Origin of the sequence: Pseudomonas sp. GD04015 (assembly GCF_029837675.1) — a bacterium.
Lineage (GTDB): Bacteria > Pseudomonadota > Gammaproteobacteria > Pseudomonadales > Pseudomonadaceae > Aquipseudomonas > Aquipseudomonas paralcaligenes.
This window is the reverse complement of the sequence record NZ_JAOEEE010000013.1, coordinates 39,626-61,615: the sequence shown is the minus strand read 5'-3', so window position 1 is coordinate 61,615 and position 21,990 is coordinate 39,626. Positions and strand designations below refer to the sequence as shown.

The 21,990-nt window shown below is 66.9% G+C and carries 22 protein-coding genes and 1 riboswitch; of the genes, 17 read left to right on the top strand and 5 right to left on the bottom strand.

Annotated elements, in window-relative coordinates; genetic code table 11:
- Positions 1 to 41 precede the first annotated feature (41 nt).
- The gene (ftsB, locus tag N7640_RS13330; protein WP_220815943.1) at positions 42 to 323 is read left to right on the top strand and encodes a cell division protein FtsB; all 282 of its coding nucleotides are present in this window, start codon (positions 42 to 44) and stop codon (positions 321 to 323) included.
- Positions 320 to 1,030: a 2-C-methyl-D-erythritol 4-phosphate cytidylyltransferase gene (gene ispD, locus N7640_RS13325; RefSeq protein WP_279904373.1), complete on the top strand. Its 711-nt coding sequence runs from the start codon at positions 320 to 322 to the stop codon at positions 1,028 to 1,030. The genes ftsB and ispD overlap by 4 nt, the downstream gene beginning before the upstream one ends.
- 85 nt (positions 1,031 to 1,115) lie before the next feature.
- Here ispD and N7640_RS13320 read toward each other — a convergent pair whose 3' ends face one another.
- Positions 1,116 to 3,254, bottom strand: coding sequence for a methyl-accepting chemotaxis protein (locus N7640_RS13320; protein WP_279904374.1), 2,139 nt, complete (start codon positions 3,252 to 3,254; stop codon positions 1,116 to 1,118).
- Positions 3,255 to 3,437: 183 nt separating this feature from the next.
- Here N7640_RS13320 and N7640_RS13315 point away from each other — a divergent pair, with 183 nt between their 5' ends.
- Positions 3,438 to 4,250 (top strand): M48 family metallopeptidase, encoded by an 813-nt coding sequence (locus N7640_RS13315; protein WP_279904375.1) that lies wholly within the window; start codon positions 3,438 to 3,440, stop codon positions 4,248 to 4,250.
- A 33-nt stretch (positions 4,251 to 4,283) separates the two neighbouring features.
- On the opposite strand, the gene N7640_RS13310 is transcribed toward N7640_RS13315, so the two are convergent.
- The 3 genes from N7640_RS13310 to rne form a co-directional block, all read right to left on the bottom strand.
- Complete coding sequence (locus N7640_RS13310; RefSeq protein WP_220815947.1) at positions 4,284 to 4,727, bottom strand: ketosteroid isomerase-related protein; 444 nt, start codon at positions 4,725 to 4,727, stop codon at positions 4,284 to 4,286.
- 103 nt (positions 4,728 to 4,830) lie between these two features.
- Positions 4,831 to 5,412 carry a TMEM165/GDT1 family protein gene (locus tag N7640_RS13305; RefSeq protein ID WP_220815980.1) on the bottom strand — a complete coding sequence of 194 codons (582 nt, stop codon included), beginning with the start codon at positions 5,410 to 5,412 and terminating at the stop codon, positions 4,831 to 4,833.
- Positions 5,413 to 5,503: 91 nt separating this feature from the next.
- Positions 5,504 to 5,620: riboswitch (yybP-ykoY riboswitch) on the bottom strand.
- Between the two features lie 557 nt (positions 5,621 to 6,177).
- The gene (gene rne, locus N7640_RS13300) at positions 6,178 to 9,222 is read right to left on the bottom strand and encodes a ribonuclease E (RefSeq protein WP_279904376.1); all 3,045 of its coding nucleotides are present in this window, start codon (positions 9,220 to 9,222) and stop codon (positions 6,178 to 6,180) included.
- 591 nt (positions 9,223 to 9,813) lie between these two features.
- On the opposite strand from rne, the gene rluC reads away from it, so the two are divergent.
- The 3 genes from rluC to sppA are packed head-to-tail and all read left to right on the top strand — an operon-like array spanning position 9,814 to position 12,413.
- Positions 9,814 to 10,767 (top strand): 23S rRNA pseudouridine(955/2504/2580) synthase RluC, encoded by a 954-nt coding sequence (rluC, locus tag N7640_RS13295; RefSeq protein WP_220815949.1) that lies wholly within the window; start codon positions 9,814 to 9,816, stop codon positions 10,765 to 10,767.
- A complete protein-coding gene (locus tag N7640_RS13290) occupies positions 10,760 to 11,452 on the top strand; it encodes an HAD-IA family hydrolase (protein WP_279904377.1) in 693 nt (230 codons plus the stop codon). The genes rluC and N7640_RS13290 overlap by 8 nt, the downstream gene beginning before the upstream one ends.
- Positions 11,445 to 12,413, top strand: coding sequence for a signal peptide peptidase SppA (gene sppA / locus N7640_RS13285; RefSeq protein ID WP_220815951.1), 969 nt, complete (start codon positions 11,445 to 11,447; stop codon positions 12,411 to 12,413). The genes N7640_RS13290 and sppA overlap by 8 nt, the downstream gene beginning before the upstream one ends.
- Positions 12,414 to 12,448: 35 nt before the next feature.
- Here sppA and N7640_RS13280 read toward each other — a convergent pair whose 3' ends face one another.
- Entirely contained in the window at positions 12,449 to 13,027 is a 579-nt protein-coding gene (locus N7640_RS13280) for a Maf family protein (RefSeq protein WP_279904379.1), read from the bottom strand.
- Positions 13,028 to 13,133: 106 nt separating this feature from the next.
- On the opposite strand from N7640_RS13280, the gene N7640_RS13275 reads away from it, so the two are divergent.
- From N7640_RS13275 to N7640_RS13225, 11 genes are all read left to right on the top strand, one after another.
- Positions 13,134 to 13,661 carry a YceD family protein gene (locus N7640_RS13275; RefSeq protein ID WP_279904380.1) on the top strand — a complete coding sequence of 176 codons (528 nt, stop codon included), beginning with the start codon at positions 13,134 to 13,136 and terminating at the stop codon, positions 13,659 to 13,661.
- A 13-nt stretch (positions 13,662 to 13,674) separates the two neighbouring features.
- Positions 13,675 to 13,857 (top strand): 50S ribosomal protein L32, encoded by a 183-nt coding sequence (gene rpmF, locus N7640_RS13270; RefSeq protein WP_007160601.1) that lies wholly within the window; start codon positions 13,675 to 13,677, stop codon positions 13,855 to 13,857.
- Between the two features lie 3 nt (positions 13,858 to 13,860).
- Positions 13,861 to 14,868 (top strand): phosphate acyltransferase PlsX, encoded by a 1,008-nt coding sequence (plsX, locus tag N7640_RS13265; RefSeq protein WP_279904381.1) that lies wholly within the window; start codon positions 13,861 to 13,863, stop codon positions 14,866 to 14,868.
- Positions 14,869 to 15,029: 161 nt separating this feature from the next.
- Positions 15,030 to 15,968 (top strand): ACP S-malonyltransferase, encoded by a 939-nt coding sequence (gene fabD / locus N7640_RS13260; protein WP_279904382.1) that lies wholly within the window; start codon positions 15,030 to 15,032, stop codon positions 15,966 to 15,968.
- 16 nt (positions 15,969 to 15,984) lie between these two features.
- Positions 15,985 to 16,728 carry a 3-oxoacyl-ACP reductase FabG gene (gene fabG / locus N7640_RS13255; protein WP_279904383.1) on the top strand — a complete coding sequence of 248 codons (744 nt, stop codon included), beginning with the start codon at positions 15,985 to 15,987 and terminating at the stop codon, positions 16,726 to 16,728.
- A 180-nt stretch (positions 16,729 to 16,908) separates the two neighbouring features.
- Complete coding sequence (acpP, locus tag N7640_RS13250) at positions 16,909 to 17,142, top strand: acyl carrier protein (RefSeq protein WP_220815957.1); 234 nt, start codon at positions 16,909 to 16,911, stop codon at positions 17,140 to 17,142.
- 109 nt (positions 17,143 to 17,251) lie between these two features.
- The gene (gene fabF, locus N7640_RS13245) at positions 17,252 to 18,496 is read left to right on the top strand and encodes a beta-ketoacyl-ACP synthase II (RefSeq protein ID WP_279904385.1); all 1,245 of its coding nucleotides are present in this window, start codon (positions 17,252 to 17,254) and stop codon (positions 18,494 to 18,496) included.
- Positions 18,496 to 19,311, top strand: coding sequence for an aminodeoxychorismate lyase (gene pabC / locus N7640_RS13240; RefSeq protein ID WP_279904386.1), 816 nt, complete (start codon positions 18,496 to 18,498; stop codon positions 19,309 to 19,311). Before fabF ends, pabC begins: the two co-directional genes overlap by 1 nt.
- Before the next feature lie 3 nt (positions 19,312 to 19,314).
- On the top strand, positions 19,315 to 20,352 hold the full coding sequence (mltG, locus tag N7640_RS13235; protein ID WP_279904388.1) for an endolytic transglycosylase MltG: 1,038 nt from the start codon (positions 19,315 to 19,317) through the stop codon (positions 20,350 to 20,352).
- A 9-nt stretch (positions 20,353 to 20,361) separates the two neighbouring features.
- The gene (tmk, locus tag N7640_RS13230) at positions 20,362 to 20,994 is read left to right on the top strand and encodes a dTMP kinase (RefSeq protein ID WP_279904389.1); all 633 of its coding nucleotides are present in this window, start codon (positions 20,362 to 20,364) and stop codon (positions 20,992 to 20,994) included.
- Positions 20,987 to 21,973 carry a DNA polymerase III subunit delta' gene (locus tag N7640_RS13225; RefSeq protein ID WP_279904390.1) on the top strand — a complete coding sequence of 329 codons (987 nt, stop codon included), beginning with the start codon at positions 20,987 to 20,989 and terminating at the stop codon, positions 21,971 to 21,973. Before tmk ends, N7640_RS13225 begins: the two co-directional genes overlap by 8 nt.
- Positions 21,974 to 21,990 lie beyond the last annotated feature (17 nt).

Genomic DNA, 21,990 nt, shown 5'->3' with positions numbered 1-21,990 from the left:
GCAGCGCAAGCTGCCCTTTTCACATGGATAACTCCGTTCCGATGTCGAAAGCTCCCTACTGGCTGTTCGTTGCCCTGGTGCTGGTCCTGTCCGGGCTGCAGTACCGCCTCTGGGTGGGCGAAGGCAGCCTGGCCCAGGTGACCGAACTGAACCGGCAGATCGAAGAGCAGCAGGGCGAGAACGAGCGCCTGCTCGAACGCAACCGCATCCTCGAAGCCGAGGTGATGGAGCTGAAGAAAGGCATGGAGACCGTCGAAGAGCGCGCCCGCCACGAACTCGGCATGGTCAAGGAAGGCGAAACCCTCTACCAGTTGGCCGAATGAGCAGCCGCGAACTTCCTTCCTTCTGGGTGGTGATCCCCGCTGCCGGCATCGGTTCGCGCATGCGCGCGGACCGTCCCAAGCAGTACCTGGCCCTGGCCGGGCGGACCATCCTCGAACACACCCTCCACTGTTTCCTCGATCATCCGCGGTTGCGCGGGCTGGTGCTCAGCCTGGCGGCGGACGATCCCTGGTGGCCGACGCTGTCCTGCGCCGACGATCCGCGCATCCAGCGTGCCGAGGGTGGCGCCGAGCGGGCCGACTCGGTGCTGGCCGGCCTGCTGCAGCTGATCGAACTGGGCGCCCAGCCGGACGACTGGGTGCTGGTGCATGACGCCGCACGGCCCAATCTGGCGCGCAGTGATCTCGACCTGCTGCTGCAGGAGCTGGCCGACGACCCGGTCGGCGGCCTGCTGGCGGTGCCCGCCCGCGACACCCTCAAGCGTGCCGGCGCCGACGGGCGCGTGGCGGAAACCGTGGACCGCAGCCTGATCTGGCAGGCCTATACGCCTCAGATGTTTCGTCTCGCCGCCCTGCACCGGGCACTCGCCGATGCTCTGGTGGCCGACGTGGCGGTGACCGACGAGGCCTCGGCCCTGGAGTGGGCCGGGCTGGCGCCGAAGCTGGTGGAAGGCCGGGCGGATAATCTGAAGATCACCCGTCCGGAAGACCTGGAGTGGTTGCGCCAGCGCTGGGCACACAAGACCTGACCGGCTTGGTGGGAGCGGCCTTGGCCGCGATCCCCGCAGCCCCCAGGTATCGCGGCCAAGGCCGCTCCTACATAAGTCCCTGGCATCAAACCCGGAACTGATTGATCAGCCGCCGCTGCTGCTCGGCCAGTTTGGTCAGCTCGGCGCTGGCGCCGCTGGCCTCGTCGGCGCCACCCGCCACTTCGCCGGCGACCTGGCCGATATTGGTGACGTTGCGGTTGATGTCCTCGGCCACCGCGCTCTGTTCCTCGGCGGCGCTGGCGATCTGGGTGTTCATGTCGTTGATCACCGACACCGCCTGGGTGATCGACTCCAGCGCCTGGGCCGCGGCCTGGGCCTGCTGCACGCTGTCGTCGGTGCGCGCCTGGCTCTGCTCCATCACGTTGACCACTTCGCGCGTGCCGTTCTGCAGCTGCTGGATCATCGACTGGATTTCCTCGGTCGCCTGCTGGGTCTTCTGCGCCAGGTTGCGCACCTCGTCGGCCACCACGGCGAAGCCGCGCCCTTGCTCGCCGGCCCGTGCGGCCTCGATGGCCGCGTTGAGCGCCAGCAGGTTGGTCTGCTCGGCGATGCCGCGAATGGCGACCAGGATCGCATTGATGTTCTCGCTGTCCTTGGCCAGCGTCTGCACCACGCCCACGGCACGGCCGATCTCGTTGGCGAGGGCGGAAATCGCCTTGGAGGTGCCCTCGACGATGCGCTTGCCATCGTTGGCCGAGTGGTCGGCGTGGTTGGCCGCCTCCGCCGCCTGGGTAGCGTTGCGTGCCACGTCCTGGGCGGTGGCGCTCATCTCCTGCACGGCGGTGGCGACCTGGTCGATCTCCGCCATCTGCCGCTGCACGCCCTGGTTGGTGCGGATGGCGATGTCGGCGGTGTACTCCGACGAGTCGCTGACCTTCTGCACCGAGGTCACCACGTCGCGGATCATGTTCTGCAACTTGTTGAGGAAGGTGTTGAAGCCGGTCGCGATCTGTCCCAGCTCGTCGGCGCGGTCCACCTGCAGGCGCACGGTGAGGTCGCCGTCGCCCTTGGCGATGTCGTCGAGCATGCCGACCATCTGCCGCAGCGGCCGGGCGATGCCGTAGCCGACGAACCAGATCACCAACAGGCCGGCGGCGGCGATCAGCAGGCCGACCACGGTCATGCCAAGGGTGTCCTTGCGGGCCTGCTCCGTCAGTTCGCCCTGCAGCTGGCGCAACTCCGCCAGCACCGCCTCGGTGGGCAGTTCGATGGCCAGGGCCCAGCGGGTCTCGGTGCCGGCCACGCGGAAGGGCTGCAGCAGCTGGATCAGGTTGTTCTGCTCGTCCACGCGCAGGATGGTCGCGTCACCGCCGCTCTGCTTGAACTGCTGCAGCAGCTCGGCGTTCACTGCCTTGACGGCGGGCTGGGTGATCAGGCCGGCGTCCTTGGTGGCGGCGATCAGGCTGCCGTTGGCGGAGATCAGGGCCAGCTCGCCGGCGCCGTCGTAGAGCTGCTGCTTGGCCTGGTTGAGCAGGTCCTGGATGAAGTCGAGGGCCAGGTCGCTGCCTACGATGCCCTTGAACTGGCCGCCGACCGTGATCGGGGCGTTGAACGAGGCGACCAGCACCTGCTTGCCGCCGAAGTCGTAGGAGGCCGGGTCGATCACGCAGGGCTTGCCGGTCTCCTTCGGGCACAGGTAGTACTCGCCGGTGCGCACGCCGGTGGCCTGGCGCTTCTGGTCTTCCATCATCTCGACGGTGAGTGGCTCGAGCTTGAGTTGGCCGCCGTCGCGGTACCACCAGGGCATGAAGCGCCCGCTGGCGTCGTAGCCGTTTTCCTTCTGCCCGGCGTAGAGGTCGTCGTCCTGGTCGAAGGCATTGGCTTCCCAGCCGATGTACACGTCGACGAGATCGGGGTTGTCCTTCAGGTACTCGCCGAGCAGCGCGCTCAGTTCTTCCCGGCTGGTGCCCAGCACCGTGCCGCCGGCCAGAGTCTGGCCGAGCCGGCTGTTGAGGGTGGCAATGGACTTGGACAGCAGCATGGGCTGCTCGAACTGGCGCTGCAGCTTGCCGACCTGGGCATCGGCGATGGCGCGCAGGCGCTGGTGGATGGACTCCTGCAACAGTTCCTGGGTGCGTTGCTGGACCAGCGCCTGGGTGTGGGTTCCGGCGAACAGGGCGTACAGCACCAGCGCCACTACCACGGCCAGGATGCTTGCGCCGGCCAGGAAGGCGACGGAAAACTGGATGGACTTGAATCGCATAGGGACTCCCACAGCGTTGGTTTCTTCGCCTGTCCCTGGCTTATCGGCCGCCCATGGGCAATTCATGAGCGGGGCCCTGCAACTAGCAAAGATCGCCCATGGTCTGAGTGCAAGGTCGAACGTTGTCGGTCGGTTCGTGGCGCCCTAGCATAGGGCGCCTGCATTACAGCCTGGAGATTCGCCATGTCCAACTCAATCCGTCTCTCCGTCCTGGTCGGTCTTTCCCTGCTCGCCGCCTGCCAGGCCGTGAACACCACCAGCGGCGGCGCGGTGGGGGTCGAGCGCAAGCAGTACATGTTCAGCATGCTGTCCGCCCAGGAGGTCGACAGCATGTACTCGCAGGCCTACCAGAAGACCCTCAGCGAAGCCTCGGGGCAGGGCGCCCTGGACACCAACAGCGCCAACGCCAGGCGGGTGAGCGCCATCGCCAAGCGGCTGATCGCCCAGGCTCCGGTATTCCGCGCCGACGCCGCGCAGTGGGACTGGCAGGTCAACCTGATCAAGAGCGACGAGCTCAACGCCAACTGCGGCCCCGGTGGCAAGATCATCGTCTACAGCGGCCTGATCGAGAAATTGCAGCTCACCGACGACGAACTGGCCGCGGTCATGGGGCACGAGATCGCCCACGCCCTGCGCGAGCATAGCCGCGAGGCCATGTCCAAGGCCTACGGCGTGCAGATGGCGACCCAGCTGGGCGCGGTCCTCGGCGTGGGGGAGGGCAGCCTGCAGATGGCCAATACCGGGGTGGAGTACCTGATGACACTGCCCAACAGCCGGAGCAACGAGAACGAGGCCGACATCATCGGCCTGGAGCTGTCGGCACGCGCCGGCTACGATCCGAACGCGGCGATCAGCCTGTGGCAGAAGATGAGCCAGGCCGGTGGCGGCGCGCCGCCCGAGTTTATGAGCACCCACCCGTCGTCGGGCAGCCGCATCGCCTCTCTGCAGGCGGCCATCCCGAAGGTGATGCCACTTTACGAGCAGGCCAGGAAATGAAAGAAAAACGGCGCCGAGGGCGCCGTTTCCCTTTCAGGGTTGAGTCTTTGCCGCGATAGGGCGGTTCGCCAGGCCGAGCTGGGCGTGGAAGCTTTCCATGTCGAACATGGTGCAGATCTCGCGAATGCTGCCGGTCGGCGTCAGCGTCCAGAAGGCCATGGCGGAGATGCTCAGCACCTTATCGCTGGCCGGGTAGCCCAGGGCGGGCTTCTCCAGCGTGCCGATCAGGGTGCTCCAGGTCACCACCTTGTTGCCCTCGGCGATGCATTCCTCGATCACCACCTCCAGGTCGGGCATGGCCTGGCGGATTTCCTGCACCATGCGCGCGAAGGCCGAGCTGCTCAGCGGCTGGCCGATGAACGAGCTTTTGTAGATGAAATCGGGGCCGTGCATCTGCTCGGCGAGTGCCAGGCGGCCCCGGTTCCAGCTCAGGTCGACATGCTGGCGCACGCGCTTCTTCATTTCTTCCAGGGACATGTACCGCTCCTTCAGCACTGGAGCTGCGCGATTCGTCGGTCAGATTACCAATGCCGAGGCACTCCGGAAGACCCGCTGGGCTACCCGTTTCCGCCGTTCGGCATCAGAGCCCGCCGACCAGGCCGAGCGCCTGGCAGACCGCATAGATCGCCAACGCGGCGAAGGCGAGGGCGGCGAGGCGGCGGATCAGGGCCAGGGGCAGGCGATCCGCAGCGAAGTTGCCGGCCAGCACCACCGGCACGTTGGCGATCAGCATGCCCAGCGTGGTGCCGATCACCACCATGAGGAAGTCGGGGTACTGCGCCGCCAGCATCACCGTGGCGATCTGGGTCTTGTCGCCCATCTCGGCGAGGAAGAAGGCAATCAGCGTGGTCAGGAAGGGGCCGAAGCGCTTGAGGTGGGATTCCTCTTCATCGTCCAGCTTGTCCGGCACCAGCGTCCACAGCGCCACGGCAGCGAAGCAGGCGGCGAGAATCCAGCTCAGCGTGGTCGGCGAGAAGAAGCCGGCGACCCAGTTGCCCACGGCGCCCGCGGCGAAGTGGTTGGCGAGGGTGGCGAGGACGATGCCCCAGATGATCGGCCAGGGCCGACGGAAGCGGCACGCCAGCAGCAGGGCGAGCAGCTGCGTCTTGTCGCCGATTTCGGCGAGGGCGACGATTCCGGTGGGGACGAACAGGGATTCCAACATCAGGCATTCCTAAGGGGCGGGTTCGACTGTTCTATGACACGTACTACCTTCCCGCCCCGGGCAAGGTGTGCGTGTCATAGGTCTTGTCAAACCGCCAGGCCACGAAGGCCTTGGGTCGCATGCGCCATGCTCTGCGGAGCAAGTGTGTTGACGCATGCCGGGTGAGCAGGGCGCTCACGGGAGACTACTCCCCTAGGACGGCGCGAATTCTGCCGCAAACATCCGGCGGCCGCAAGCGCGTTCCGACTTGTCATCCGGGCAATCGGCTGAAGGTCCTGTACGGACAAGGCAGCCAGAACATCCCGTCATTCCCGCGTAGGCGGGAATCCATGCGGGGGCCAGGTGCCGTATCCCTGGATCCCCGCCTTCGCGGGGACGACGGGCGTTGGGATGTGCGTACAGCCGCTGTTCCACCCGATGGCCCTGATGGAGCAGGCAGGGCCTCGGGTGAGGGGCCCTATTACGGACAAGGTAGGAAATCTCTGTCATTCCCGCGTAGGCGGGAATCCAGGCTCGGGTCAAGACTCGGCATTCCTGGGGCCCTGACTGCGTGCAGATGATCAGTGCGGGTAGAAAAGGCTACGCCCCGTGACGTGCTGGTGGTGCAATCCTGCGTTTGTGTGAGCGGTTATGGACGGCATTCCGATTGGCTGCGACATTCGCGGATAAATCCGCTTCCACAGGAATGTGCGACAACCAACGTGGACATAACCAAAGAAAAAGGGGATGCCTAGGCATCCCCTTTTTCATGTTCCGCGGCCATCAGTGCTGCGGTTTAGCTTCCTGCTCTTGCTCGTCCGCCTTGGACACGGCGGTTTCGTCATCGGCAGGGGCTTCAGGCTGCTCGACCTGTGCTTCGCTGGTCGCCTCGGCTACCGGCTCGCTGGCGACTTCGGCCTGCGGTTCCGCGGCAGCCGCGGTTTCCTCGACCTCGGGAGCCGGAGCGGCTTCGGCCACTGGTGCTTCCACCGGAGCCTGCTCGACCACCGGGGCGGCCTCGATCGGAGCGGCTTCCGCGACCTTGGCGGCTTCGGCTGCCAGGCGCGCGGCCTCCTGCTGACGGCGACGCACTTCGCGCGGATCGTTCGGTGCGCGACCGCCGGCGCTCTGGGGCGCGCTGGCCGGAGCGGCAGGTGCCTCGGCGACCGGGGCGACCGGCTCCGGCTGCTCCGTCGGAGTAGGCTCGGCAACCGGTTCGGCCACGACGGCCGGAGCGGGGGCGGGTTCTTCGACTACCGGGCTGCTTTCAGCCTGCACGGGTTGCTCGACCACTGGGGCCTGCTCCGGCTGGGTCGGCGCATCTTCGGCTTCGGCGGCGATGGTCACTGCGGTGGCGACGGCGACTGCAGCGCTTTCGGCGGCGGTGGTGGTACCACCCTCGGTGCCGGCTTCCACCTCTGCTGCAACCTCTTCACCCTCGTCGGCGATCGGGTTACCGTCGGCGTCGCGCAGGCGCTCGCGGCGGTTGCTGCGACGACGCTGACCGCGGGAGCGGCGGCGTGGGCGATCACCGCCTTCACCACCTTCCTGATCGTCTTCGGCCTGTTCACCGTTCAGCAGCACTTCTTCCTCGCTGGCAGCCTCGGCTTGCTCGGTGCGCGGTTGGCGCTCCTCGCGCGGCGGACGCGGCTGGCGCTCTTCGCGTGGCTTGCGCTCGGCGCGCTGTTCCTGCTGCTCTTCACCATTCGCGGCGACGGCGTCCAGTGGCTCGCGCAGCTCGCGGCGGCGCTCTTCGCGCGGCTCGCGGCCCTCACGCGGCTGGCGCTCGCCACGTTCGCGGCGGTTCTCCTGGCCTTCACGGCCTTCACGCGACTCGCGAGCCTCGCGCGGTTGACGCTCCTGGCGCTCCTCGCGGGGCTGGCGTTCTTCACGGGCTTCCCGCGGTTGACGTTCTTCGCGCGGCTCGCGGGCTTCGCGAGGCTGGCGCTCTTCACGCGGTTTGCGCTCTTCGCGTTCACCACGCTCGCTGCGCTCACCACGTTCACCGCGCTCGCGGTTGCCACGACCGTCGCGACGGTTCTGCTGGCGGCCGTTGCGGCGCTCTTCGCTGCGCGGCTTGCGCTCGGCCGGCTTGGCCTCGGCGACCGGCTGCTGTTCTTCTTCCTTGCCGGCGAACAGGCTGACCAGTGACTTGACCAGGCCCTTGAACAGGTTTGGCTGCGGGGCGGGTGCCGCCGGAGCCAGCGGCGCTGCCGGAGCGGGTGCTGCCGGGCGCGGCGGGGTGGTCTTCAGCGCGGCTTCCTGGCGAACCAGGGTGCGGGTGGCGCTGGCCGGCTGGGCGTCCTCGACTTCCGCCGGGGTCATCTCGTAGCTGGATTGGCCGCTCAGCACTTCCGGGCTGTCGTCGCGCAGGCGCTGGACTTCGAAGTGCGGGGTTTCCAAGTGGTCGTTCGGCAGGATCACGATGCGCGCGCGGGTGCGCAGCTCGATCTTGGTGATGCTGTTGCGCTTCTCGTTGAGCAGGAAGGCGGCGACCGGGATCGGCACCTGGGCGCGGACCTCGGCGGTGCGGTCCTTCAGGGCTTCTTCCTCGATCAGGCGCAGGATGGCCAGCGACAGGGACTCGACGTCACGGATGATGCCCTGGCCGTTGCAGCGAGGGCAGACGATGCCGCTGGTCTCGCCGAGGGACGGACGCAGGCGCTGGCGGGACATTTCCAGCAGGCCGAAGCGCGAGATGCGGCCGACCTGGACGCGGGCGCGGTCGGCTTCCAGGCACTCGCGGACGCGGTCTTCCACGGCGCGCTGGTTCTTCGCCGGGGTCATGTCGATGAAGTCGATGACGATCAGGCCGCCGATGTCGCGCAGGCGCAGCTGGCGGGCGATTTCCTCGGCCGCTTCCAGGTTGGTCTGCAGGGCGGTTTCCTCGATGTCGCCGCCCTTGGTGGCGCGCGCCGAGTTGATGTCGATGGACACCAGCGCCTCAGTCGGGTCGATGACGATGGAGCCGCCGGACGGCAGCTTCACTTCGCGCTGGAAGGCGGTCTCGATCTGGCTCTCGATCTGGAAGCGGTTGAACAGCGGCACGCTGTCTTCGTACAGCTTGATCTTGCTGGCGTACTGCGGCATGACCTGCTGGATGAAGGCCAGGGCTTCTTCCTGGGCCTCGATGCTGTCCACCAGCACCTCGCCGATGTCCTGGCGCAGGTAGTCGCGGATGGCGCGGATGATGACGTTGGATTCCTGATAGATCAGGAATGGCGCGGCGCGGCCCTGGGAGGCTTCCTTGATCGCGGTCCACAGCTGGATCAGGTAGTCCAGGTCGAGCTGCAGCTCTTCACTGGAGCGGCCCAGGCCGGCAGTGCGCACGATCAGGCCCATGTCGGCCGGGGCGTCCAGGCCATTCAGCGCTTCGCGCAGTTCGTTGCGCTCCTCACCTTCGATGCGGCGGGAGATGCCGCCGGCGCGCGGGTTGTTCGGCATCAGCACCAGGTAGCGACCGGCGAGGCTGATGAAGGTGGTCAGGGCCGCGCCCTTGTTGCCACGCTCTTCCTTCTCGACCTGGACGATGACTTCCTGGCCTTCCTTCAATACTTCCTTGATGTTGACGCGGCCGCCCTCGGGCGACTTGCTGAAGTATTCGCGGGAGATTTCCTTGAGCGGCAGGAAGCCGTGGCGCTCGGCGCCGAAGTCGACGAAGGCGGCTTCGAGGCTGGGCTCGACGCGGGTGATGCGGCCCTTGTAGATGTTGGCCTTCTTCTGCTCGCGGGCGCCGGACTCGATGTCCAGGTCATAGAGCTTCTGGCCGTCTACCAGAGCGACACGCAACTCTTCGGGCTGAGTTGCGTTGATCAGCATTCTTTTCATGTTGTACCAATGGTTTCCGGGCTGCCGGAAACGGCGTTTGGCACACACGACTCTCACGGTCGGTGTCAGGGCGCGTACGGCGTGGTCGTAAATCACGCCGGTGTCCAGCGGCCAGGCCAACGTGGGCGGGGCCGCGACAACGCTCCTGTTTGCTGTGGTGACAGAAGCACTCAGTCAGGGGAGGAATCAACCGGTCGGTGCGGACGAAAGTGAAGCGTCTGGGTAATGCCTGTAGCTACGCTGTCCGACGGTTGTGCATCTCCACCCTACACGTATCGCTGAAATCGGGTGCCGCTCGCTGAATCCGAAGCGGGTTTGCATTACCGCAGGCTAGGCCTGCGCGTCTGTCGAGCCTGGTCGCGAGTTGCGCGCTTGGGGCTCTTTGGCTCAAGGCTTGGTTTCCGGGATTCTTCGCGCTCTGTGCGGCGAGAGTCCCGTCGGACGGCCTGACGCCCTGAAAGGGTTGCGCTCGGCAGGGATGGCAGATTGTCGATGATCACCCGCTGGCCGGGCCGCTTTTGGCGGCGTTCGCGACTATAGCAGCAATGATTAAGTGCTTCAATTCCATAAAAAATTGTTATGATTCGCGGCATGACTACTCCCGCCTCCCCGACCTCCGGTGTCCAACTGCTCGAGGTCGCGCCTGAGCTCGCCGGCCAGCGCATCGACAATTTCCTCCGTACCCAGCTCAAGGGCGTGCCGAAGACCCTGATCTACCGCATCCTGCGCAAGGGCGAGGTGCGGGTGAACAAGGGACGGATCAAGCCCGAGTACAAGCTGCAGGCCGGCGATATCGTGCGCGTGCCGCCGCTGCGCCTGGCCGAGCGCGACGAGCCGGCGCCGCTGGCGCAGAGCCTGCTGGAGCGCCTGGAGGAGGCCATTGTCTACGAGGACAAGGCGCTGATCGTGCTGAACAAGCCGGCCGGCATCGCCGTGCATGGTGGCAGTGGCCTCAACTACGGGGTGATCGAGGCATTCCGCCAATTGCGCCCGGACGCCAAGGATATCGAGCTGGTCCACCGCCTGGATCGCGACACTTCCGGCCTGCTGATGATCGCCAAGAAACGCAGCATGCTGCGCCACCTGCACGAGGCGCTGCGCGGCGACGGCGTGGACAAGCGCTACATGGCGCTGGTGCGCGGTGACTGGCCGACCTCGAAGAAGAGGGTCTCGGCGCCACTGCTGAAGAACAACCTGCGCTCCGGTGAACGCATGGTCGAGGTCAATCCCGAGGGCAAGGAGGCGCTCACCGAGTTTCGCGTGCTGCGCCGCTTCGGCGAGTTCGCCACGCTGGTCGAGGCCAGCCCGATCACCGGTCGGACCCACCAGATCCGTGTCCATGCCAAGCATGCCGGGCATTCCATCGCCGGTGATTCCAAGTACGGCGACGACGATTTCACCCGCGAGATTCGCGAGCTGGGCGGCAAGCGCCTGTTCCTGCACGCCTACCGGTTGAAGATCGAGCTGCCGGACGGCCAGCCTCTGGAGCTGGAGGCGGAAGTGGACGAGATGTGGGAACGGACCCTGGAGCGCCTCGGTGCCTGACTATCGGCTGCTGATCTTCGATTGGGACGGGACGCTGGTCGATTCGATCGGCCGTATCGTCGAATCCATGCACCGCGCCGCCGCCGGCTGTGGCCTGCCTTCGTTGGACGACGAGGCGATCAAGGGCATCATCGGCCTCGGCCTGCCCGAGGCCATCCAGATGCTCTATCCGGAACTGCGCGAGGCGGCGCTGATCGAACGCTTCCGTCTGGGCTATGGCGAGCACTACATGAGTCTGGAGAGCGAGCCGTCGGCGCTGTTCCCGGGTGTCGCCGAGTCGCTGGCGGTGTTTCGCGAGCAGGGCTACCAGCTCGCCGTGGCGACCGGCAAGGGGCGTCGCGGCCTGCACCGGGTGCTGGAAGGCCATGGCTGGCTGGACTATTTCGACGTCATCCGCTGCGCCGACGAGACGGCGAGCAAGCCGCACCCGCGCATGCTGCACGAGATCATGGCGCACTGCGCCGTGGCGCCGGAGCGGGCGCTGATGGTCGGCGACTCGGTCTTCGACCTGCAGATGGCGAGCAATGCCGGTGTCGACTCGGTGGCCGTGGGCTTCGGCGCCCAGCCGCTGGGCAGTCTGCGTGCCCACGGGCCGCGGCTGGCGATCAACGAATTTTCCGAATTGCGCGCCTGGCTTGAAGGGCGCGCGACCGTTAGTACTGTCGAGGTGGGCGAGTATGTCTGATGAATGGAAGGCGTCGGGTGACGAGAAGGCCTGGAAGCTGCTGGAGAAGACCCTCCAGGCCAGCGTGGTCGAGCAGCGCAGGGCGCGGCGTTGGGGCATCTTCTTCAAGCTGCTGGCCTTCGTCTACCTGTTCGGCGCCCTGGCCCTGTTCTCGCCTGCGCTGAAGCTGGACAAGGCCTCTGCCTCGGGTGAGAACCATACGGCGCTGATCGAGATTCGCGGCATGATCATGGCCGACGAGGAAGCCAGTGCCGACAACATCGTCGGCAGCCTGCGCGCGGCCTTCGAGGACAAGAAGACCAAGGGCATCGTGCTGCGCATCAACAGCCCGGGCGGCAGCCCGGTGCAGTCCGGCTACATCTACGACGAGATCAAGCGCCTGCGCGGCGAGCATCCGGACATCAAGGTCTACGCGGTGATCACCGACCTGGGCGCGTCCGGTGCCTACTACATCGCCAGCGCGGCCGACGAGATCTACGCCGACAAGGCCAGCCTGGTGGGCTCCATCGGCGTGACCGCGGCTTCCTTCGGCTTCGTTGGCGTGATGGACAAGGTCGGCGTCGAGCGCCGCGTCTACACCTCGGGCGAGCACAAGGCCTTCCTCGACCCGTTCCAGCCGCAGAAAGAGGACGAGACCCGTTTCTGGCAGGGCGTGCTGGAAACCACTCACAAGCAGTTCATCGACAGCGTGAAGAAGGGCCGCGGTGAGCGCCTCAAGGCCGACGAGCATCCGGAGCTGTTCTCCGGGCTGATCTGGTCCGGCGAGCAGGCCCTGCAGCTGGGGCTGGTAGATGCCCTGGGCAGCAGCAGCTACGTGGCGCGCGAGGTGGTGGGGGCCAAGGACATCGTCGACTTCACCCGCAAGGAAAACCCCTTCGACCGCTTCACCAAGAAGCTCGGCACCAGCGTGGCCGAGCGGCTGGCGCTGTGGATGGGCTTCCAGGGGCCGGCGCTGCGCTGATAGGGCGCGCCAACTCCTTCCTTTATATAGGGCGGTCAGGGAATGGCGATGCCTTCCCTGTCCAGCATCTGTACCAGGCGGATCAGCGGCAGGCCGACCAGGCTGGTGCCGTCCTCGCCCTCGGTGGCGCGGAACAGGCTGACGCCCAGGCCCTCGGCCTTGAAGCTGCCGGCGCAGTCGTAGGGTTGCTCGGCCTGCAGGTAGCGGGTGATCTGTTCGTCGCTCAGCGGGCGGAAATGCACGGTGAAGGGGATCGCGTCCACCTGGCACGCGCCGCTGGCGCTGTTGAGCAGCGCGAGGCCGGTAAGAAAGGTCACGCTGGTGCCGCTAGCGGCCGCCAGCTGGCGGTGGGCTCGCTCGAAATCGTGGGGCTTGCCCAGAATCTCTCCACCGAGCACGGCCACTTGGTCGGAACCGATGATCAGGTGCGCGGGGTGCTGCCCGCTCAGGGCGCGGGCCTTGGCTTCGGCCAGGCGGCGTACCAGGGTCTCGGCGCTTTCTCCGGGGCGCGGCGTCTCGTCGATATCGGGCGACGCCCAGGTAAAGGGCTGACGCAGGCGGGCCAGCAGGTCGCGGCGGTAGGTCGAACTCGAGGCGAGCACCAGGGGCGGCATGGTCGATCTCCAGGTTGGGCGCGCGATTCTAGCGGCCACGGCGGCCGACGGACAGGGCGGAAATTCCTTTGACAGGGGGAGGGTGCATCCCTAGAATACCGCGCCTATGTCGAATGGGCCGATTCCACCTCACGTTGATCCGCGCAAGCTCGCCGATCGCGGTGTCACCCTGGAAGGGGAGACGCCGCTGGCCAGTTTCGAGCGGTTGTGCGACCCGCTGGCGGACAACGCCGGCACGGTGCACGCGAAGCTGGTCTTCGAACGTGACGAGCGCCGCGCTGTGACTATTCACAGCGAGCTCGAGGTTGAGGTCAAGATGGTTTGCCAGCGTTGTCTGGAACTGGTCGCCCTGCCGATCCGCAGCGAATGTCATTACGCGGTGGTGAAGGAAGGCGCGGATACCCAGTCGCTGCCGAAGGGCTATGACGTGCTGGAAGTGGGTGAGGATCCGCTGGATCTGATGACGTTGGTCGAAGATGAGCTTCTGCTCGCTCTGCCCATCGTTCCAGCCCATGACCCTGAGGAATGCCAGCAGCCGGCCGGTGTCGAAACACCCGAGTCGAGCGAGGACGAGGTATCGCGGTCCAACCCGTTCAGTGTATTGGCGCAGTTAAAGCGTGACCCAAACGTTTAGGAGTTATTGAGTTATGGCTGTTCAGCAGAACAAAAAATCCCGCTCTGCCCGCGACATGCGCCGTTCCCACGACGCGCTCGAGGCCAACGCTCTGTCCGTCGAGAAGAGCACCGGTGAAGTTCACCTGCGTCACCACGTGTCCCCGGACGGTTTCTACCGTGGCCGCAAAGTGATCGACAAGGGCTCCGACGAGTAATCCTTGTCCGCCACGATCGCGATTGATGCAATGGGTGGGGACTTCGGTCCCCATCTCATTGTTCCAGCCTGCATCGCCAGTCTGGCTGAATTCCCCTCGCTGCACCTGGTCCTCGTCGGCCAAGCCTCCCTCCTCGAAGAACTGATTGCCCGTCACCCGGGTGTCGATCGCGCGCGCCTGCATGTCGAGCACGCCAGCGAGGTGATCGGCATGGACGAGCGTCCTACCCATGCCCTGCGTGGCAAGCCTGACGCCTCCATGCGCGTGATGCTCGAACTGGTCCGCGGCGGCCGTGCCAGCGCCTGCGTCAGTGCCGGCAACACAGGCGCGCTGATGGCGCTCTCCCTTTATGTGCTCAAGCCGCTGCCGGGCATCGACCGGCCGGCGATGGTCACGGCCGTGCCCACCGCCGGTGGCGTCTGTCATCTGCTCGACCTGGGCGCCAACGTCGACTGCAGCGCCGAACAGCTGTACCAGTTCGCCGTGATGGGCTCGGTGGTCGCGGAGGCCCAGGGCACCAACCGGCCAAGGGTGGCGCTGCTCAACGTCGGCACGGAGAACATCAAGGGCAACCAGCAGGTGAAGCTGGCCGCCAGCCTGCTGGCGCAGGCCGAGGGCCTCAACTACACCGGCTTCATCGAGGGCGACGGCCTGTATCGCGGCGAGGCCGACGTGGTGGTGTGCGACGGTTTCGTCGGCAACATCCTGCTCAAGTCCAGCGAGGGTCTGGTGTCGATGATCTCCGATCGCATCGAGGCGCTGTTCAACGAGGGCTTCGTGTCCCGCCTGGCGGGCGCCGTGGCTCTGCCGCTGCTCAAGCGCCTGCGCGGTGAACTGGCGCCGGCGCGGCACAATGGCGCCAGCTTCCTCGGGCTGCAGGGCATCGTGGTGAAGAGCCACGGCGCGGCCAGTGCCGAGGGCTTCCAGAGCGCCATTCGTCGGGCCGTGGTCGAGGTCCGTGAGAACCTGCCCCAGCGCCTGCACGGCCGTCTCGGCGACCTGCTGCTGTGATGGCGCTGTCCCGTCGGCGTGCTTTCCCGTCTCCTGAACTCCGGGCGCCGAGCCTTCTCCAAGCCTGACCGTCGTGTGACCGCAGGCGCCGCCGCGCCATCCAATCTGCAATTTCCGGTACGGTTTCCGTGCCTCCTTCGACCAGATAAGGGAACGTTTCGATGTCTGCCTCCCTCGCATTTGTCTTCCCGGGCCAAGGTTCGCAGTCGCTCGGCATGCTCGCCGAACTCGGCGCCCAGCAGTCGCTGATCCGCGACACCTTCGGCGAGGCCTCCGACGCGCTCGGCTACGACCTCTGGGCGCTGGTCCAGCAGGGGCCGGAAGAGCGCCTGAACGAAACCGACAAGACCCAGCCGGCCATCCTCACCGCTTCCATCGCCTTGTGGCGCCTCTGGCAGGCCGAGGGCGGCCCGAGCCCGGCGTTCGTCGCCGGGCACAGCCTGGGCGAGTATTCGGCGCTGGTCGCGGCGGGTGCCATCGGCTTCGTCGACGCCGTGCGGCTGGTCGAGCGCCGTGGCCAGCTGATGCAGCAGGCGGTGCCGGCCGGTCAGGGCGGCATGGCCGCGATCCTCGGCCTGGAAGATGCCGATGTGCTGTCCGCCTGCGCCGAGGCCGCCCAGGGCGATGTGGTCAGCGCAGTCAATTTCAACGCGCCGGGCCAGGTGGTGATCGCCGGTAGCGCCGCCGCCGTCGAGCGCGCCATCGAGGCCTGCAAGGCGCGTGGCGCCAAGCGCGCCATGCCGTTGCCGGTCAGCGTGCCGTCCCACTGCGCGCTGATGCGCCCGGCTGCGGAACAGTTCGCCGAGGCGGTCAACGGTCTGGCCTGGCAGGCGCCGCGGATTCCGCTGGTGCAGAATGTCACGGCCGCCGTGCCGGCCGACCTCGACGTTCTCAGGCGCGACCTGCTGGCCCAGCTCTACAGCCCGGTCCGCTGGGTGGAGAGCGTGGTCCACATGGCCGGCCAGGGCGTTACCGATCTGGTCGAGTGCGGCCCCGGCAAGGTGCTGGCGGGGCTCAACAAGCGTTGCGTCAAGGGCATCAACACCCACAATCTGGAAACCCCGGAAGCCTTCGCCGCCGCCCGTGCGGCGCTGGCCTGATTACAAGGAGAGCATCATGAGTCTGCAAGGCAAGGTCGCGCTGGTCACCGGCGCCAGCCGTGGCATCGGTCAGGCCATCGCGTTCGAACTGGGTCGCCAGGGCGCCGTGGTGATCGGCACCGCCACCAGCGAAGCCGGCGCCGCGCGCATCGGCGAGGTGCTCAAGGCGCAGGGCATCCAGGGCACCGGCCTGATGCTGGACGTGGCCGACAGTGGCTCGGTCGACGCCGTCCTGGAGCAGATCCAGAAGGATTTCGGCGCCGTGGCCATCCTGGTCAACAACGCCGGCATCACCCGCGACAACCTGATGCTGCGGATGAAGGACGACGAGTGGTTCGACGTCATCAACACCAACCTCAACAGCCTGTTCCGCCTGTCCAAGGCCGTGCTGCGCGGTATGACCAAGGCCCGCTGGGGGCGCATCATCAGCATCGGCTCGGTGGTCGGGGCGATGGGCAACGCCGGTCAGGCCAACTACGCCGCCGCCAAGGCGGGCCTGGCGGGCTTCAGCCGCGCCCTGGCCCGTGAAGTCGGCTCCCGTGCCATCACCGTCAATTCGGTGGCGCCGGGCTTCATCGACACCGACATGACCCGCGAACTGCCGGAAGCCCAGCGCGAGGCGCTGCTGACCCAGATTCCCCTGGGACGCCTGGGCCAGGCCGAGGAGATCGCCAAGGTGGTCGGTTTCCTTGCCTCAGACGGCGCTGCCTACGTCACCGGCGCCACGGTTCCGGTGAATGGCGGCATGTACATGAGCTGAATGTGACTCGGCCTTTCAGCTAACTGTCATAGAACCAGTCTAAAGTCCGTTACAAAAGTGCGACCGGCGAAAGACGGCGGTTTCGGAAAGGGTCCGGGCAACCGGCTTGAAACTTAGAAAACCCTTTCTATACACTGCAGCCCAGCTGCACGGAATTTTCCATAGGAGTGAAAACAAGACATGAGCACCATCGAAGAACGCGTCAAGAAAATCGTCGCCGAGCAACTGGGCGTCAAAGAGGACGAAGTGACCAACAGCGCTTCCTTCGTCGAAGACCTCGGCGCCGACTCCCTTGACACCGTCGAGCTGGTGATGGCTCTGGAAGAGGAATTCGAGACCGAGATCCCGGACGAGCAGGCTGAGAAGATCACCACCGTTCAGGAAGCCATCGATTACATCACCGCGCATTCCTAAGCGCCCGTAATCGCCGGTTTTCGGCCCAGAAAAGCCGCACTGCCCCTCAAAGGCGTGCGGTTTTTCTTTATCGGGCCGGCCCGTTTCAACGAGAAGAGAGGATTGTGCAGTGTCGCGTAGACGCGTCGTGGTTACCGGTATGGGCATGCTGTCGCCGCTGGGCACCGATGTAGCCAGCAGCTGGCAGGGCATTCTGGCCGGTCGCAGTGGCATCGGCCTGATCGAGCATATGGACCTGTCGGCCTTTTCCACCCGTTTCGGCGGTTCGGTGAAGGGCTTCAACGTCGAGGAGTACCTGTCGGCCAAGGAAGCGCGCAAGCTCGACCTGTTTATCCAGTACGGCCTGGCCGCCAGCTTCCAGGCGATGCGCGACGCGGGTCTGGAGATCACTGATGCCAACCGCGAGCGGATCGGCGTGGTCATGGGCTCCGGCATCGGCGGCCTGACCAACATCGAGAACAACTGCAAGTCGCTGTTCGAGCAGGGCCCGCGGCGTATCTCGCCGTTCTTCGTGCCGGGCTCGATCATCAACATGATCTCCGGCTTCCTGTCGATCCACCTGGGTCTGCAGGGGCCGAACTACGCCATCGCCACCGCCTGCACCACGGGCACCCACTGCATCGGCATGGCCGCGCGCAACATCGCCTACGGCGAGGCGGACGTGATGGTCGCCGGTGGTGCCGAGATGGCCACCTGCGGCCTTGGCATGGGCGGCTTCGGCGCGGCCCGCGCGTTGTCCACCCGCAATGACGAGCCAGCTCGGGCCAGCCGTCCGTGGGACAAGGGCCGCGACGGCTTCGTGCTGTCCGACGGCGCCGGCGCCCTGGTGCTGGAGGAGTTGGAGCACGCCAAGGCCCGTGGGGCGACCATCCATGCCGAGCTGACCGGCTTCGGCATGAGTGGCGACGCCTACCACATGACCTCGCCGCCCGAGGATGGCGCCGGCGCGGCCCGCTGCATGGCCAACGCCCTGCGCGATGCCGGCCTCAACCCGGACCAGGTGCAGTACATCAACGCCCACGGCACCTCGACCTCGGCCGGCGACAAGGCCGAGGCCTGCGCGGTCAAGTCGGTGTTCGGCGAGCACGCGCACAGGCTGTCGGTCAGCTCGACCAAGTCGATGACCGGCCACCTGCTGGGCGCCGCCGGCGCGGTGGAGGCGATCTTCAGCGTGCTGGCCCTGCGCGACCAGGTGGCGCCGCCGACCATCAACCTGGACGAGCCGGACGAGGGCTGCGACCTCGACTTCGTGCCGCACCAGGCCAAGCCGCTGGCGATCGACGCGGTGCTGTCCAACTCCTTCGGCTTCGGCGGCACCAACGGTTCCCTGGTGTTCCGCCGCTTCAACGGCTGATGCCGAGCTGGGTCGACGGCCGCCCGGCCACGGAACTGCCGTTGGGCGACCGTGGCCTGGCCTACGGTGACGGCCTGTTCGAGACTATCGCCGTGCGTGGCGGTCGGGCGATCCTGCTGCCGCGCCATTTGGCGCGGCTCGGCGAGGGGCTGCGACGGCTCTCTATCGACCTCGATCTGGCCGTGCTGGAAGCCGAGCTACGGGCCTTCTTCGCCGAGCTTGGCGATGGCGTCGCCAAGCTGCTGGTCACCCGCGGCGACGGCCTGCGCGGCTACGCGCTGCCGCAGCCCAGCAAGCCGAGGCGCATCCTGCTGGGTAGCCCACTGCCCAGTTATCCCGCGAGCCATGCGCAGGAGGGTATCCGCCTGTATCCCTGCGCCACGCGCTTGGCCGAGCAGCCGCTGCTCGCCGGCCTCAAGCATCTCAACCGCCTGGAGCAGGTGCTGGCGCGAGGAGAGTGGAGCGACCCGGCTTTCGCCGAGGGATTGATGCGGGATGTGTCCGGGCGGGTGATCGAGGGAGTGTTCAGCAACCTGTTCCTGATCCGCGACGGCGTGCTGCTGACCGCAGACCTGTCGCGCTGCGGCGTCGCCGGGGTGATGCGTGCCGAGCTGCTGGAGCAGGCGGCGCGCCTGGGCATTCCCTGCGCGGTGCGCGATATCGCCTTCGAGGAACTGGCGCAGGCTGACGAGGTGTTCGTCTGCAACGGCGTCTACGGCATCTGGCCGGTGCGCGAACTGGCCGGGTGTGTCTGGCCGGCCGGCCCGCTCACCCGTAAACTGCAGGCCATCGTTCGCAGTCTTCTGGATTCCTGATTCGTGATTCGCAAGTTGATGCTGCTGCTGGCTGCCGGCCTGGCGCTGATCGTGCTGGCCCTGGTGCTGGCCGGCTGGCGCCTGCACGGCGCGCTGAACCAGCCACTCCAGCTGGAGGGCGAGCGCCTGATCGAGGTCGTGCCCGGCGATACGCCCGGTGGTGTGATCAACCGCCTGGAAGGCGAGGGCGTGCTGGATGGTGCCTTCTGGCTGCGCCTGTACTGGCGCTTCAACCTGCCGAACCAGGCGCTGCACAGCGGCGAGTACCGTCTCCTCCCGGGGCAGAACGTGCGCGATCTCATCGGCCTTTGGGTGCGCGGCGAGGTCGTCCAGTACAGCCTGACCCTGGTCGAGGGCTGGAGCTTCCGCCAGGTGCGCGCCGCGCTGGCCCGCCAGGAGAAGCTGGAGCAGAGCCTGGCCGAGCTGGACGACCGGGCCCTGATGGAGAAGCTCGGCCTGCCGGGCGTCAGCCCCGAGGGGCGCTTCTTCCCGGACACCTACCGCTACGTGCGCGGCATGAGCGATCTGGACCTGCTCAAGCAGGCCCGCAATCGCCTGGACCTTGTGCTGGAGGAGGAGTGGGGCAAGCGCGCCGAGGGGCTGCCCTACCGCAAGCCCTACGACGCCCTGATCATGGCTTCCATGGTGGAGAAGGAAACCGGCGTGGCCGAGGAGCGCGGGCAGATCGCCGGCGTGTTCATCCGCCGCCTGCGCCTTGGCATGCGCCTGCAGACGGACCCGACGGTGATTTTCGGCCTCGGCGAGCGCTACAACGGCAACCTCACCCGGGCCCACCTGCTCGAGGCGACGCCCTACAACACCTACGTGATCGTCGGCATGCCGCCGACCCCCATCGCCCTGGTCGGCCGCGAGGCGATCCACGCCGCGCTGCACCCGGCGGAGGGCAGGACCCTGTACTTCGTCGCCCGTGGCGACGGCAGCCACGTCTTCTCGGAAACCCTGGAGCAGCACAACCGTGCCGTGCGCGAGTACCAGCTCAAGCGCCGCGCCGACTACCGCTCCAGTCCCGCGCCCAGATAAGGAAACCCCGTGAGCGGTCTGTTCATCACCCTGGAAGGCCCGGAAGGGGCCGGCAAGAGCACCAACCGCGAGTACCTCGCCGCGCGCCTGCGCGAGCAGGGCGTCGAGGTGGTGCTGAGTCGCGAGCCCGGCGGCACGCCGCTGGCCGAGCGCATCCGCGAACTGCTGCTGGCACCCAGCGACGAGCCGATGGACAGCGACACCGAGCTGCTGCTGGTGTTCGCCGCCCGCGCCCAGCACCTGGCCCGGGTCATCCGCCCGGCCCTGGCCAGTGGCGCCGTGGTGCTCTGCGACCGCTTCACCGACGCCACCTACGCCTACCAAGGCGGCGGGCGCGGCCTGGACGAGGTGCGCATCGCCGAGCTGGAGCGCTTCGTCCAGGGCGAGCTGCGCCCGGACCTGTGCCTGGTGTTCGATCTGCCGGTGGAAGTCGGCCTGTCCCGCGCCGCCGCTCGCGGCCGGCTGGATCGCTTCGAGCAGGAGGACCGCGATTTCTTCGAGGCCGTGCGCCACACCTACCTGCGCCGCGCCGAGGCCGCGCCGGCGCGCTATCGCGTGCTGGACGCCGCGCAGCCGCTGGAGGCGGTGCAGCGCTCCCTCGACGCCCTGCTGCCGGACATCCTGGAGCGCTGCCGTGGCTGAAGCCTACCCCTGGCAGGAGCAGCTCTGGCAGCAGCTCTCCAGCCGTCCTCGCCACGCCCACGCCTACCTGCTGCACGGCCCCGCCGGCATCGGCAAGCGCGACCTGGCCGAGCGCCTGATGGCGCGCCTGCTGTGCCAGAGTCCCGATGGGCTGGATGCTTGCGGTCAGTGCAAGGGCTGCCATCTACTGGCCGCTGGTACCCACCCGGACGTGTTCGTGCTGGAGCCGGAAGAGGCGGACAAGGCGATCAAGGTCGATCAGGTGCGCGAGCTGGTCAGCTTCGTGGTACAGACCGCGCAGCTCGGCGGACGCAAGGTGATATTGCTGGAGCCGGTGGAGGCGATGAACCTCAACGCCGCCAACGCCCTGCTGAAGAGCCTGGAGGAGCCCTCCGGCGACACCGTGCTGCTGCTGGTCAGCCACCAGCCGAGCCGTCTGCTGCCCACTGTGAAGAGCCGCTGCGTGCAGCAGGCCTGTCCGCTGCCGAGCCAGGCGCAGAGCCTCGCCTGGTTGGAGCAGGCACTGCCGGAGTGCAGCGCGGAGCAGCGCCTGGAACTGCTGGCCCTGGCCGGCGGCTCGCCGCTGGCGGCGCGCCGTCTGCATGGGCGGGGCGTGCTGGAACAGCGCGCCCTGGTGGTCGAGGGGGTGAAGAAGCTGCTCAAGCAGCAGGCCAGCGCCAGCCAGCTGGCCGAAGCCTGGAAGAACCTGCCGATGGCCATGCTGTTCGACTGGTTCTGCGACTGGGCCCAACTGATGCTGCGCTACCAGCTCAGCCGCGACGAAGAGGGGCTGGGCCTGGCCGATATGCGCAAGGTGGTGCAATATCTGGCCGACAAGACGCCCCAGGCCAGGTTGCTGACCATGCAGGACTGGCTTTTGCTGCAGCGCCAGAAAGTATTGGGCAAGGCCAACCTGAACGGTGCGCTGCTTCTCGAAGCCCTGCTGGTGCAGTGGGCAAGCCTGCCCGGACCGGGCTAGAATCGAAAGTCGGACAA